Here is a 13,912-nt window from a genome sequence, read left to right on the forward strand (position 1 = left end):
GAGACGAAGCACGCTTTTCAGGGAGGAACCGCGATGATCGACCTTTACACCTGGACCACGCCCAACGGGCGCAAGGCCTCCATCATGCTGGAGGAAACCGGGCTGCCCTATACGGTCCATCCGATCGATATCACCAAGGACGAGCAGTTCGCCCCCGATTTCCTGAAGATCAGCCCCAACAACAAGATCCCGGCGATCGTCGATCACGACACCGGAGCATCGCTGATGGAATCCGGCGCCATCCTCCTGTACCTCGCGGAGAAGACGGGAAAGTTCATCCCGCAGGACGGACCCGGCCGCTGGAAGGCATGGCAGTGGCTGATGTTCCAGATGGGCGGCGCCGGTCCGATGCTCGGACAGGCTCACTATTTCCTTCAGTTCAATCCCGGCAAGGCACCCCACGCGGAGGAACGGTTCGGGAAGGAAGCCCGACGGCTCTACACAGTCATGGATAAGCGACTGGGCGAGGCGGAATATCTGGCGGGCGACGACTACACGATTGCCGATATCGCGACCTGGCCCTGGGTTTCCCGGTTCGAATGGCAGCGGATCGATCTCACGCAATTCCCAAATGTGAAGCGCTGGTATCTCACAATCGCGGGTCGACCCGGCGTCCAGCGCGGCTATGATGTCCCGAAGAAGGGCCACGAAATCCCGCTGGTCTGACCGTTCGATCGAGCCTATCCCCATCCCATGCCGGTCATGCCGCTGCCTCTGCGCCTGTCGCTGTTCTACACGGCCTATTTCCTGGTTATCGGCATCCAGCTTCCGTTCTGGCCGCTTTGGCTGGAAAGCCGTGGCCTGACGGCGGCGGAGATCGGGCTGATCCTGTCCGTGTCGCTCTGGGTGCGGATCGTGACCATTCCCGTGGCAGGCGTCGTGGTCGACAGGACGGGCAACAGGCGCGGAGCGCTGATCGTGCTCAGCGCCTGTTCGCTGGCGGCATCGCTGATGTATCCGCCCATCGACGGCTTTTGGCCGATCCTGCTGGTGACGGTGCTGGTCAGCGCCTGCTTCAGCCCGGTCATGAACTTAGGCGACAACCTGACCCTGCTGATAGCCAGGGCCAACCGGCTCGACTACGGCAGGATGCGCCTGTGGGGTTCCGTCAGCTTCATCGCCGCCGCCGGCCTGGGCGGGGTGACCGCCGCCGACCAGGGGCCGGAGGCGGTGCTTTACCTGCTGATCGGCGGCATCGCGCTGACCGCCGCGGCGGCCTGCCTGTTGCCGAAGCCTCCGCCGAGGGCGACATCGCCCAGCCCAGCCGGGATCGCTGGACGCGGGCGCGTCACGATACTGATGACGGACCCGGCCTTCCTGCTGTTCCTGGGGGCTACCGCCGCGATCCAGTCGAGCCATGCGGTCTACTATGTCTTCGGCACCCTGCACTGGCGCGAACTGGGGCATTCGGAAGCCGTGATCGGCTGGCTTTGGGCGGAGGGCGTGATCGCCGAGGTCCTGCTGTTCGCCTTCGGCACGGCTCTGGGTGCCCGGCTCAGCCCGGCGCGCCTGCTGATGGTCGCCGGCATCGGAGCGTTGGTGCGCTGGACCGGGACAGCGATGGCGGAGACGGTTCCGGCGCTGGCGGTGCTCCAGGTCCTGCACGCCCTGACCTTCGGCGCCGCCCATCTGGCTGCGATGCAATACATTGCCCGCGCGATCCCGATCGAGCGTTCCGCCACCGCGCAGGCGCTCTACGGTGCGCTGGCGACCGGCATGTGCACGGCGCTGGCGATGATGGTGGCGGGGGCCGCCTATGAAAGGCTGCACGCGGGAGCCTACTTCGCCATGGCGGCGATGGCGCTGGCGGGCACGGGACTGGCGCTGCTGCTGGCAGGCCGGGAGCGAACGGAGCCGTTGCCGGCGGACGCGTAATACCCAGGGGCCGAAGACATTGATCTGTGCGGACAATGTTTGTTGGGCCACGGCCCAACCTACAGGCTCCTGCTTCGTAGGTTTAGCCGTGGCCCATCACTTCCGCAGTTCCTACCGATCCAGGATCGTGCCGGTCACCACGGCTTCGTGAAGGTCGCAGCCGGTCATGTCGGCATTGGTCAGGTCGCAGCCATGCAGGATCGCCTTCCGCAGCCGGGCGCCCGCCATGCGTGCCCTGACCAGCGACGTGCGCAGCAACCGGTCCGCGCCGATCCGAAGCGATGCCAGATTGGCTTCCTCAAGGCAGCCGTCGATCAGGATCGCACGGTCGAGCTTGGCGCCCCGGAGGTCAGCCGACCGCAGGTTGGCCGACCGCAGGTCGGCGCCGTCCAACTGGATCGACTGCATCTGGGCGCCTTCGAGGTTGGCGCCCCGCAGGCGGACGCGCGACGCGATGCCCAGGCTCAGCACTCGGCTCCGGAGGTCGGCGCCGTCCAGGTCCATCCCGACCAGATTGAGCTGAGTGCCGTCCTTGCCGCCGCTCTTCAGCCATTTGACATGGGCGACGAGCATGCCCTCCAGATCGAGCGCCGGAGCCGGCTTGGCTACAGCCTCGGGCTCCATCGGTTCGGCTGGAAGCGGCAGCGGGTTGACCTGCGCCGCCACCGCCTCGGCATCGGTACGGATCGCGGTCCGGAGCACGGTACCCGTCGTCACGGCGCCGGTCATATCCGCGCCGCGCAGATCGGCCCCGGAGAAATCGGCGCCGCTCAGGTTGGCGCCGACGAACTTCGAATTCCGCAGGTCGGTGCGGACGAGCCGGGCATCGGAAAGCTTGCTGTGCGAGAAATCCGCGCCCGACGCGAACGAGCCGGACAGCTTGGCCCTCGCCATGTCGGCCCGCACCAGCACGGTCGAGCACATGTCGGCCGGTCCCGGTTCGAACCCGATCACCTTCAGTTCGCCGTCGCTGCCCTTGTTCGCCATGGCGCCGTCGCGCAGATCTACCTCGATCATGACGGCGTCCTGCATCACGGCGCCGCGCAGGTTGGCTCCCCGCAGGTCGGTCCGGTACAGGTGGCTTTTCGACAGGTTGGCACCACGCAGGTCGGCGCCGAACAGGTCGGCATGGTCGAGAACCGTCTCCATCATCCGCGCATCACGCAGGATGGCCCCCGAGAGATGCGCGCCGGTCAGGTTCTTGCCGGTGAAGTCCAGACCGGAAAGATCGAAGAAAGGCATATTGGCGCGGGAGCCGTTGGGCCGGCCCTCCATGAATCTCTTGTGGCGCTCACAGACACGATCCAACTGCTCCTGAGTCAGTTTGATCTTGGCCTTGCGCTCTTCCTCGATGGCCATGCCTTATCCGAATAGCTTGTCGATATCGTCTTGATTGATCTCCATGCTGCCGTTCATCGCCGGCGGCGGAGGGGGTGGAGCTGCCGGGGGAGGCGGTGGTGCTGGCGGAGGAGGTGCCGGCTGCGCCGCGGCGGGGGCCGGCGAATCGAAGGAGATGCTGTCGAACAGCGCGTCGATGGTCGCCTGATCGACGCCGTCGCCCAAAGCCGGCCCGTTGAGCAGATGGGCATCGGGCCGGTCGTCGTTCATCTTGCGGTGAGAGGTCGAGGCGTCGGCGGAACTCAGGACGTCGCGGTCGACACCCCAGATCTCGATCATCGTGTTCACGCGCTGCTCGATGTAGCGCAGGGTGTTGACCACCTTGGTGGTGCGCTGGCCGGTGATGTCCTGGAACGAGCAGGCGGTCATGATCTCCATGACCTGGATCTCGATGTCGTTGGCGATCTCGCCCAGTTCGACCTGGGTGCCGGCCTTTTCCGCCCGGTGCATCTGGCTGGCGAATTCCTGTATGCGCTCCGCCGCGTTCAGGATCTCCGTGGTGGCCCGCTCGGTCGCTGTCACGATGGCGTCCAATTCGCCGGTCGCCGCCATGATGCGGTTGGCGCCGGCATCGGCCGGCCGCAACGCCGCGATCTCGCTGCGGGTCTGCTGGATATAGCTGCTCATCTCCTGCAATTCCTGGCGGAGGATGCGCAGATGGGTCGGGCGGTCGACGCCCGGAGCGCCGCCGAAATCAGTCGCCGTTTCCACCTGCTGGGCGATGACGGTGACGCCTTCGACGCCGCGCAGCCGGTCCACCTGTTCTTCCAGCCGGCCCGCGATGCGGCGCCAGTCGTCCACCGTCACCACCCGCGTGCGCCGGTCCCTCATGCGCAGGAAGGCGCGTCCCCGCGCCGACGACGACAGGGCTTCCTCCATACTGAGGTAATCGAGTTCGGTGAGGTCGAGCAACTCAGGCACGGTCATCTTCGGACTTCTGACCAATCGGGGTGGTGCGGAATTCAGCGGCTACCTTGCACCATGCCGATATCCCCTTAAGCTACCCCTAACGAATGCCTGGGCCCGTTGACGGTTTTTCAGATATTCGTCGATCTGTCGGCCCACTTCTCAGCTCTCAGGGCATCGTCCCGTGCTTCGCACCAGCCGTTCTCCCAAGCCAGATGCATCACCCGATCACGCTCGTAGGGGTTGGCCTGCAAGCCGATCCCCTGCTGGAACGCGGCGTAGCCCTGGTCGAACTCGATGATGCGGGGGTCGTCGTCGCCCGCATTGTCCTTGGACCCGATCCGCTTCACTGGCCTCCCCGCCTCCGCCTCGATGAAGGCGCGGAATTCCGGGAAGTTCATCAGGACGCTGTCGTCGATTCCGCCGGGATGATCGCTGAGCGCCTGCACCCCTCGGGGCGTGATCGTGAAACGGCCGTCCCCGAGCGGCGCCAGCAGGACGGCATGGACAAGACGGTCCCGTGCACGGGTGAGATATATCTGGAACTCTCGATCCGGAACCGGCGACGACAGCCCGACCGACTCGAGATTGCGCTTCAGCCGTTCGGCGGCGTCATCGATCGTTGCCGGTCCCTCGGTCGCCACCTTCAGCAAGGTCAGCATCAGGTCGACCTCGTGAAGCAGCGGATATTCGGTAAGTTCCATTATCTCCCCCAGCCCTGTGTCGGTTTTCCAACGCCAAGTATGGGCGTGAGGTTCCTGAAAACGACGCAGGTGCAAAAGGATCAACGAAAAAGCCGCTCTTTCGAGCGGCTTTTTCAAGTCCTTAGATCCTTATCGGAACAGGGCGACCGGCTCAGCCGGCGGACCCCACCCGCTGGCGCAAGGTATCGAGCAGGGCTTCGATCTGTCCGCCGCCGCGCTGGATGACGGACGAGAATTCCGATCGCTGGGTGACGCTCATGCTGACGCCCTCGACCGCCACGTCGATCACCTTCTGCTTGCCGTCACGAGTGCGGATACGCCAGTCCACCGCGACCGGCGGAGCGTCCGGCCGGATGATCTGGGAATTCACGATGGAGTCGGTGTCGCCCTCGGGCCGGCTGCCGGTGATCTTCAGGGTTTCGTTGACGTCCAGGTTCTTGCCGGAATACTGGGCGAAGCGGTCGGCGTAGACCTGGACGATCAGCCGCTCGAACAGCGTGCCGTATTCCTGCTGCTGCTGCTGCGTGGCCGTCCGCCAATTCGGGCCCAGGACGAAGCGGCTGATATAGGGCACGTCGAAGCCCTCGTTCAGCAGGACGCGGAAGCGTCTCATCGATTCGTCGCGGGCGAGCTGCGGCTTGACCAGCACGTCGATCGCTCGCGCGCCGAGATCCTGGACGAACTTGGCGGCCGCGTCAGAACGGGCATCGGCGCGGCCGGCGGAGGGAAGCGCTACGGTACCCGCAAAGGCGAGCAGCGCGGCGCAGGCTAAAATAAAACGGCGTCTGTTCATGGCTTGCTGGACTTAGCGGTTCCGTTGGAATTGTCAACGGGCGCCGGTGCGGGTGCGGCATCGTCTTCCGGGAATTCGGGAAACTCCGGATAGGATTCAGAGCCTGCCGGCACTTGGCCGTTGTTGATTTCGGAAATCCGGTTCTGCCGGTACAGGCTGCGCAGCGACGCGTAATAATCCAGCGAGTTGCGGCGCAAGTCGTCGATCGGCTCGATCAGGCCGGACCGCGTGTCGATCCCGCCGACGATGCCCCGAACCACCGGGATCTCGTCGCGGTCGGTGTTGGTCGCCCACAGGTTGATCGGATCGCCATAGGCCTCGCCCGCAACACCGGCGGCATCGCGGAAGTTGGACGGTCCCAGCAGCGGCAGCATTAGAAAGGGACCTTCGGGGACACCCCAGACCGCCAGGGTCTGGCCAAGATCCTCCGAACGGTATGGCAGGCCATTGTCGGCCGCGATGTCCATCACGCCGCCGACGCCGGCGGTCGTGTTGATCAGGAACCGCTTGGTCGCCACCTCCGCCCCGGCCAAGTCGCCCTGGAGCAGGTTGTTGGCGATATCCAGCGGGCTGCGCAGGTTGCGCAGGAAGTTGCGGATGCCGTTACGGACGGGGTTCGGCAGGACGGTGCGGTAGATCTCCGCCGCCGGGCGGAACAGCAGGATGTCGGTGCCTTCGTTGAAGCCGAAGATCGCCCGGTTGAAGCCTTCCAGCGGGTCGTTCGCTTCCTTGTAAGCCGCGAGCGCCGCGGGATCGTCGCGCGGCGGCAGGACACATCCTGAAACGGTGATGGCCGACAGCGACAGGGCAATGGCGGCGGCGGCGCCGCGCGAGCGGAAGAAGCCAGGAAGTTTCATGGATAAGGCGCTCATCCAGCAGAAGAAGTCCGGGAGGCTGGTGCCGCCTCGGTTTGGGCACCGCGATAATCGGACGAAAACCGGGTGCATCGTGTGACGTAACATAAGGAAGCGTTTTTGACCAGATAGCACAAAGCGACTGCGGCATCGGCTGATCGACACTTTTCCGTGAAAAGGCGTTTACCTCGCATAAAGATATGTTTATATATCAATCGGAGAGATGGGCAGCGAACCGCCCCGGTTCGGCTCATGACGAGGATATCAGGGAACGCGGATGGATTTTCTGCTCACGGCACTGAAAGCGGCGGCGGAACCGACACGGTTACGGCTGCTGGCGCTCTGCGCCCACGGTGAGCTGACGGTGAGCGAACTGACCCAAATCCTGGGACAGAGCCAGCCGCGCGTGTCCCGCCATCTCAAGCTGCTGTGCGACGCCGGGCTGCTCGACCGCTTCCGGGAGGGCACCTGGGCCTTCTACCGCCTGGGCGAACGCAGCGCGTTCTCCAGCCTCGCCCGCACCCTGATCGACGCCATCCCCGCCGACGACCAGACCCTGGCGCTCGACCTGGAGCGACTGAACGCGATCAAGCGGGCGCGGGCGGAAGCGGCGTCGGAGTATTTCCGCGAGAACGCCGCCCGCTGGCACGAGATCCGCTCGCTCCACGTGCCGGAACGGGACGTGGAAGCGGCGCTGCTCAAGCTTCTGCCATCTTCCGGCATACAGGACCTGCTCGACCTCGGCACCGGCACCGGCCGCATGCTGGAACTGCTCGGACCGAAGGTCGAACGGGCGCTCGGTGTCGATCTGTCGCGCGAGATGCTGGCCGTCGCACGCTCCAACCTGGAGCGCGCCGGTCTCCGCAACTGTCAGGTCCGTCAGTCCGACATGTACCAGTTGCCGCTGCCCACCGCCTCGTTCGACGCAGTGCTGGTCCATCAGGTGCTCCACTACGCCGAGGAACCCGCCGAGGTGCTGGCGGAAGCCGCCCGCGTGCTGCGCCCCGGCGGCAGTCTGGTGATCGTCGATTTCGCCCGCCACGACCACGAATCGCTGAGGACCGACCATGCCCACCGGCGGCTGGGCTTCGGCGACGAGGAGATCGCGGGCTGGCTACGCGCGTCCGGCATGACCCCCGGTCCCGTCGTCCACCTGCCGGGCGACCCGCTGACCGTCAACCTCTGGCCCGCCGTCCGTGACGGCGCCGCCGATACTATCAATGCCATGCCCAACGCTTCGCAGGTTCCCGCCCCTGCCCTTTCGACTTCGGAGTGACCTGAATGAGCCTCGCCGCACTGGGCCTTGCCCCCGACTCCAGCACGATCGCCCGCACCGGATTGCGGCTCGGCACCCCGCTGCCGGCTGATCTTGCCGTCAGCTTCGAGTTCTTCCCGCCCAAGACCGAGAAGATGGAACAGACGCTGTGGCAGGCGGTCCATAAGCTGGCCCCCCTCCAGCCGGAGTTCGTCTCGGTCACCTATGGCGCTGGAGGCTCGACGCGCGAGCGCACCCACGCGACCGTCTGCCGGCTCCAGAAGGAAACCGGCCTGCGGGCTGCCGCCCACCTGACCTGCGTCGGCGCCACCCGCGACGAGATCGACGCCATCGCCCGGACCTATTGGGACAGCGGCATCCGCCACATCGTGGCGCTGCGCGGCGATCCGCCGACGGGAGTTGGCACCGCGTACGAGCCCTATCCCGGCGGCTACGCCTATGCCGCCGATCTGGTGGAGGGCCTGAAACGCGTCGCCGATTTCGAGATCAGCGTGGCGGCCTATCCGGAAAGCCACCCGCAGGCGACCAGTCCGCAGCACGACCTGGACAATCTGAAGCGCAAGATCGACGCCGGGGCCACCCGCGCGATCAGCCAGTTCTTCTTCGACAGCGAAGCCTATCTGCGCTTCGTCGAGCGCGCCGCCGCCGCCGGCATCACCGTGCCGATCGTGCCCGGCATACTGCCGATCACCAACTTCACCCGCGCTATCGAGTTCTCCGCAAGCTGCGGCGCCAGCATACCAGCCTGGATGGCGGAGCTGTTCTCCGGCCTGGACTCGGACCCCGATACGCGCCATCTGGTGGCGGCGACCGTCGCGGTGGAGCAGTGCCGGCAGCTCCATGCCGAAGGCGTCAAGAACTTCCACTTCTACACGCTCAACCGGGCGGAACTGACTGTCGGCATCTGCCACATGCTGGGCGTCCGCCCGAAGCAGCCGGCCGAAGCCACCGCCGGTTGACGGCTTAACCGGCACCCGGCCATTTCCCGCCGCCCCATCATTTTTTCGAATTTACCGAGATCGAACACACCATGGCCCATCTCCTCGACCTCCTCAAAGAACGCGTGCTGCTGTGCGACGGCGGCATGGGCAGCAGGGTCCAGATGCTCGACCTGGACGTGGAGCGCGACTACTGGGGCATGGAAAACTGCACCGACGTGCTGGTCCTGTCCCGGCCCGATCTCGTCCGCGAGATCCATCGCGGCTACTACGAGGCCGGGGCAGACATGGTGGAGACGAACACGTTCGGCGCGTCGCCGATCACGCTCGGCGAGTTCGACATCTCCGACAAGGCGTTCGAGATCAACAAGCAGGCCGGCGAACTGGCGCGCGAAGCGGCGGAGAGCTTCAAGGACGGCCGCCAGCGCTTCGTGCTCGGCTCGGTCGGTCCCGGCACCCGGCTGCCCAGCCTGGGTCACGTCGCCTATCAGCCGCTCGAGGACGCCCTCACCGTCCAGGCGCGCGGCCTGATCGCCGGCGGCGTCGATGCGATCCTGATCGAGACCTGCCAGGACCCCTTGCAGATCAAGGCTGCCGTCAACGGCGTCAAGGTCGCACGGGCGGAGGCCGGTACCGACACCCCCATCTTCGTCCAGGTGACGGTCGAGACCACCGGCACGCTGCTGGTCGGCAGCGATATCGCGGCGGCCGCCACCGTCATCCACGCGTTGGACGTGCCGTTGATCGGCCTGAACTGCGCCACCGGCCCGGCCGAGATGTCCGAGCACGTCAAATGGCTGGCGGAGAACTGGCCTGGCCTGATCTCCGTCCAGCCCAACGCCGGCTTGCCCGAACTGGTCGATGGCGCCACCCGCTATCCCCTGCTGGCCGACGAACTGGCTGGCTGGCTGGAGCGCTTCGTCCGCGACGACGGCCTCAACCTCGTCGGCGGCTGCTGCGGCACCAACATCCCCCACATCCAGGCAACCGACGCCATGCTGCGCCGGCTAGCCGGCGCTGGACAGATCCGCCCGTCGGTCAAGGCACGCACGCACCACTGGATTCCGTCGGTCGCAAGCCTCTACAGCCAGGTCTCGCTGCGCCAGGAAAACGCCTATCTGTCGATCGGCGAGCGCTGCAATGCCAACGGTTCCAAGAAGTGGCGCGAACTTCAGGAAAAGCACGACTGGGACGGCTGCGTCGAGATGGCGCGCGATCAGGTCAAGGAAGGCAGCCACACGCTGGATGTCTGCACCGCCTTCGTCGGCCGCGACGAAGTGGCCGAAATGAACGAGGTCATTACCCGCTTCACCGGCTCGGTCACCGCCCCGCTCGTGATCGATTCGACCGAATACACCGTGCTGGAGCAGGCGCTCGCCCGCCACGGCGGTAAGCCGATCATCAACTCGATCAACTTCGAGGACGGCGAGGAGCCGGCGTCCAAGCGCCTCAAGCTCGCCAAGAAGTTCGGCGCGGCCGTGATCGCGCTGACCATCGATGAAGAGGGCATGGCGAAGACGGCGGAAAAGAAGCTGGAGATCGCAAAGCGGCTCTACGATTTCGCGGTCAACCAGCATGGCCTCCGCCCGGAAGACTTGCTGTTCGACCCGCTGACCTTCACCGTCGCCACCGGCAGCGAGGACGACCGCAAGCTCGGCCAGTGGACGCTGGAGGGCATCGAGTCCATCTCCCGCGAGATGCCCGGCTGCCAGATCATCCTGGGCTTGTCGAACATCTCGTTCGGCCTGAACCCGGCCGCGCGGCACGTGCTGAACTCCGTCTTCCTGGACCATGCGGTGAAGCGCGGCATGACCGGCGCCATCGTCCACGTCTCCAAGATCATGCCGCTGCACAAGATCCCGGAAGCCGAGGTCCAGGCGGCGGAAGACCTGATCTTCGACCGCCGCCGCGAAGGCTACGACCCGCTGCACGCCTTCATAGCCTTGTTCGAGGGCCGCAAGGCGGCGTCATCGGTCAAGAAGGAGCGGCCTGCCAATATCGAGGACCGCCTGAAGCAGCGCATCGTCGACGGCGACCGCACCGATTTGAACGTCGATCTGGCGAAGGCGATGGAGAGCTACACGCCGCTCGACATCATCAACACCTTCCTGCTGGACGGCATGAAGGTGGTCGGCGAGCTGTTCGGCTCCGGCAAGATGCAGTTGCCCTTCGTGCTCCAGTCGGCGGAAACCATGAAGGCGGCAGTGGCCTATCTAGAGCCGTTCATGGAGAAGATCGAGGGCCAGGAGAAAGGCACGATCGTCCTCGCCACGGTCAAGGGCGACGTCCACGACATCGGCAAGAACTTGGTCGACATCATCCTGACCAATAACGGCTACCGCGTCGTCAACCTCGGCATCAAGCAGCCGATCACCAACATCCTGAACGCGGCTAAGGAGCACAAGGCCGACGCCATCGGCATGTCCGGCCTGCTGGTCAAATCGACCGTCGTGATGCGCGAGAACCTGGAAGAACTGAGCCGGGGCGGCATCGAAGTCCCGGTTCTGCTGGGGGGAGCCGCCTTGACGCGCGGCTATGTCGAGGACGACTGCGTCCGCGCCTATGAAGGCGGCCGCGTCGCCTACGCCAAGGACGCCTTCGACGGCCTGTCCCTGATGGACAAGGTCGTCAACGGCCAGTTCGACACGCTGCTGGCGGCCAACCAGGCCAAGCGGGCGGGACGCGCCACCAACCAGCGCCGCAAGCTGGGCCAACCGGTCGAGCAGGACAGCACACCGGTCGATGTCGAGGCGGTCCGTATCCGGCGCGAGCGCCTGTCGGAAGGCGTCGCGGTGCCGACACCGCCGTTCTGGGGTCCGCGCGTGATCGGCCACGTCCCGCTGAAGACCCTCGTTCCCTACCTGAATGAGCGGACGCTGTACCAGCTTCAGTGGGGCTACCGGAAGGACGGCAAGCGGTTCGAGGAGTTCAAGGACTGGGCGAAGAAGGAACTCCGCCCGATCCTGAACCGCATGCTTCAGACGGCGGCGGAGCAGGAAATCCTGATCCCGCAGGCGGTCTACGGCTACTGGAAGGCGGCGGCGGAAGGCAACGACGTGATCCTGTACCAGGAAGACGGCGAAACCGAAGCCGCCCGCTTCACCCTGCCGCGCCAGCGCAAGGAAGACGGCGAATGCATCGCCGACTTCTTCCGCGACGTCTCGCACGGCCCGTCCGACCGCGACGTGATCGGCCTTCAGGTCGTCACAATGGGCCAGCGCGCCAGCGACGTTGCGCGGGAGTGGTTCGCCGAGAACCGGTACCAGGACTACCTGTACCTGCACGGCCTGGGCGTCGAGATGGCCGAAGCGATGGCCGAATACGTCCACAAGCGCATCCGCGCCGACTTGGGCTTCTCGGCCGAGGACGACCGCGACATGGAAAAGATGCTCCAGCAGAACTACCACGGCAGCCGTTACAGCTTCGGCTATCCCGCCTGCCCCAAGCTGGAGGACCAGGACCAGTTGCTGCGCCTGCTCGACGCCAAGCAGATCGGCATCGAACTCAGCGACGAGTCACAGCTCCACCCGGAACAAAGCACCAGCGCCATCGTGGTGCATCACCCGAGGGCGAAGTACTTCTCGGTCTGAGGTTCGTTACCGGAGGAGTGAACGATCACTCCTCCCCCTGCTCCGCCCCATCTGCCGTGACACCCTCCATAATCCGGCTGCGGGCCATGATGTAGAGCCTCAGCGCCTCGGCTTTACCCGCCCAAAGGCGGCTTCCTTGGCGTAGACGATGGCCTGCTGCCGGCCTTTCAGAACATCCGGGTTCGACTCCACGATAGCCTTGCGCTCGGCCTGCGGCATCTTCTCGGCAGCGGCGATCAGCCGTTCATACTGAACGGCCGCGCGATGGTTGTTATTGGTGTTCTGGTAATCCGCCCTGGCCTTGGCGAGGATGGAATTGCGCCGGGCGGCATTGAACCGCACGATCAAGGCTTCGATCGTAGCGCCGGAAAGCTCCGCTTCGGTAAATCCCTCCGCAACAGCGTTAGCGTCGTCCTCCATGCCACTCCACTCGTTCTCGCCGCCAATAAGGGCGGGATCATGCCGGAGCGGCGCACCCTGAAAAAAGCCGCCATACGCGCCTGTGTCAATTTACCACCGGAACCCGGCGCATTGGTCAATTCGGCTTGGCCTGACCGAAGACCATGTCCAAGGATCGTGCATCGAGAATGTTGTCGGCCCACTCATTCAATTCATCATCAGAGGCGTCTCGCACCTTCCTCATGACGGTCTCGGGCAGCGAATCGAAGCGCCGCCTCAGCAGGCGCAGCAGCATTTCAGCTTTGCCTTCTGCCCTGCCTTCGGCTTTCCCTTCCGCCTTACCCATGGCCTGCCCGATCTGGATGCCTTCGGCTTTCCACTCTTCCGCTGCGATCGACATGATCCTCGCCTCCTGATCTGGAACGATTTCTTTAAGGACACCCCGAAGCATGGCCGCTTCGACCTCGTTGGATTCCAGGAGAATGTAATGCACCAGCGCCACCAAGTCATCAAACCCGAGAGATAGCGCCGCCCGGCCGAGTTCTAGCAACGTCTCGCGCAGGTCGCCGTCGCCGCTGCCGCGCTTCAGGATCAGCAGGCCGATCCGCAGCCTCTTCTCGCGCGACAGCCGGGCATTGTCGATCCGACCTAGATCGGCCAGCGAGTAACGGAAGTCGAGCAAATAGGGGCGGAGCGCGGCGTCGGCGTGGTCGATTCCGCTGGCGAAATCCAGCGGTATCCGCCACGCGGCCTCGCCATGGTAGATCACCAGCGGAAAGATCGCCGGCAGACGACGACGGCCGCCTTCCTCCCGCCCCTGCCCCTGATGCTCCACCCACCACTGCCAGACCCGCGTTTGATAAATCAGGAGTTGAAGGCCGATGCCTGGATCGGGCGACGACTTATGCTCGACCAGCGCATAGATGAAAGCGGCTTCTCCATCCACCGTGCGGACGCGATAAAGCCGGTCGGTATGGTATTCCCGCAGCTCGTTGTCCACAAACGAGCCCGACACCAGTTCGGGAGCATCCGGAGCCAGACGCTCCGCCACTTCCCAAGGCAAACGTTCCCGAATCAGCACGCCCGCCGTACCGGCATGATCGAGCAGACGCTTGAAGAACTGGTCATGCCGCTTGATCAGCCGGGAGGGCATCGGAGTGTCGCCATACAATGGGAGGA

The 13,912-nt window shown here is 65.0% G+C and carries 12 protein-coding genes; 5 read left to right on the forward strand and 7 right to left on the reverse strand.

What is annotated here, in order from left to right:
- Nucleotides 1-33 precede the first annotated feature (33 nt).
- Both N826_RS13620 and N826_RS13625 read left to right on the forward strand, forming a co-directional pair.
- Nucleotides 34-666, forward strand: coding sequence for a glutathione S-transferase family protein (locus N826_RS13620; RefSeq protein ID WP_044429578.1), 633 nt, complete (start codon nt 34-36; stop codon nt 664-666).
- A gap of 36 nt (nt 667-702) precedes the next feature.
- Entirely contained in the window at nt 703-1,875 is a 1,173-nt protein-coding gene (locus N826_RS13625; RefSeq protein ID WP_169789348.1) for a 3-phenylpropionate MFS transporter, read from the forward strand.
- A 111-nt stretch (nt 1,876-1,986) separates the two neighbouring features.
- Here the strand turns inward: N826_RS13625 and N826_RS13630 are convergent, their stop codons facing one another.
- The 5 genes from N826_RS13630 to N826_RS13650 form a co-directional block, all read right to left on the reverse strand.
- The gene (locus tag N826_RS13630) at nt 1,987-3,234 is read right to left on the reverse strand and encodes a pentapeptide repeat-containing protein (RefSeq protein ID WP_044429579.1); all 1,248 of its coding nucleotides are present in this window, start codon (nt 3,232-3,234) and stop codon (nt 1,987-1,989) included.
- 3 nt (nt 3,235-3,237) lie between these two features.
- Nucleotides 3,238-4,200 carry a protein phosphatase CheZ gene (locus N826_RS13635; protein WP_044429580.1) on the reverse strand — a complete coding sequence of 321 codons (963 nt, stop codon included), beginning with the start codon at nt 4,198-4,200 and terminating at the stop codon, nt 3,238-3,240.
- A 110-nt stretch (nt 4,201-4,310) separates the two neighbouring features.
- Complete coding sequence (locus N826_RS39970) at nt 4,311-4,883, reverse strand: ribosome modulation factor (protein ID WP_052831202.1); 573 nt, start codon at nt 4,881-4,883, stop codon at nt 4,311-4,313.
- 151 nt (nt 4,884-5,034) lie between these two features.
- Nucleotides 5,035-5,676 (reverse strand): MlaC/ttg2D family ABC transporter substrate-binding protein, encoded by a 642-nt coding sequence (locus tag N826_RS13645; protein WP_044429581.1) that lies wholly within the window; start codon nt 5,674-5,676, stop codon nt 5,035-5,037.
- Nucleotides 5,673-6,533, reverse strand: coding sequence for an MlaA family lipoprotein (locus N826_RS13650; RefSeq protein ID WP_063772256.1), 861 nt, complete (start codon nt 6,531-6,533; stop codon nt 5,673-5,675). Before N826_RS13650 ends, N826_RS13645 begins: the two co-directional genes overlap by 4 nt.
- 274 nt (nt 6,534-6,807) lie before the next feature.
- Here N826_RS13650 and N826_RS13655 point away from each other — a divergent pair, with 274 nt between their 5' ends.
- The 3 genes from N826_RS13655 to metH all read left to right on the forward strand — a co-directional run bounded on the left by N826_RS13655 (nt 6,808) and on the right by metH (nt 12,334).
- Complete coding sequence (locus tag N826_RS13655) at nt 6,808-7,806, forward strand: ArsR/SmtB family transcription factor (protein WP_044429582.1); 999 nt, start codon at nt 6,808-6,810, stop codon at nt 7,804-7,806.
- Between the two features lie 134 nt (nt 7,807-7,940).
- Nucleotides 7,941-8,765, forward strand: coding sequence for a methylenetetrahydrofolate reductase [NAD(P)H] (gene metF, locus N826_RS13660; RefSeq protein ID WP_244619607.1), 825 nt, complete (start codon nt 7,941-7,943; stop codon nt 8,763-8,765).
- A 71-nt stretch (nt 8,766-8,836) separates the two neighbouring features.
- Nucleotides 8,837-12,334 carry a methionine synthase gene (metH, locus tag N826_RS13665; protein ID WP_044429583.1) on the forward strand — a complete coding sequence of 1,166 codons (3,498 nt, stop codon included), beginning with the start codon at nt 8,837-8,839 and terminating at the stop codon, nt 12,332-12,334.
- Nucleotides 12,335-12,433: 99 nt separating this feature from the next.
- Here the strand turns inward: metH and N826_RS13670 are convergent, their stop codons facing one another.
- Both N826_RS13670 and N826_RS13675 read right to left on the reverse strand, forming a co-directional pair.
- Complete coding sequence (locus N826_RS13670) at nt 12,434-12,754, reverse strand: hypothetical protein (protein WP_044429584.1); 321 nt, start codon at nt 12,752-12,754, stop codon at nt 12,434-12,436.
- Nucleotides 12,755-12,869: 115 nt separating this feature from the next.
- Nucleotides 12,870-13,886, reverse strand: a complete 1,017-nt coding sequence (locus tag N826_RS13675) for an Rpn family recombination-promoting nuclease/putative transposase (protein ID WP_147040728.1) — start codon at nt 13,884-13,886, stop codon at nt 12,870-12,872.
- Between the last annotated feature and the right edge of the window lie 26 nt (nt 13,887-13,912).

It is taken from the genome of Skermanella aerolata KACC 11604 (assembly GCF_000936425.1).
Lineage (GTDB): Bacteria > Pseudomonadota > Alphaproteobacteria > Azospirillales > Azospirillaceae > Skermanella > Skermanella aerolata.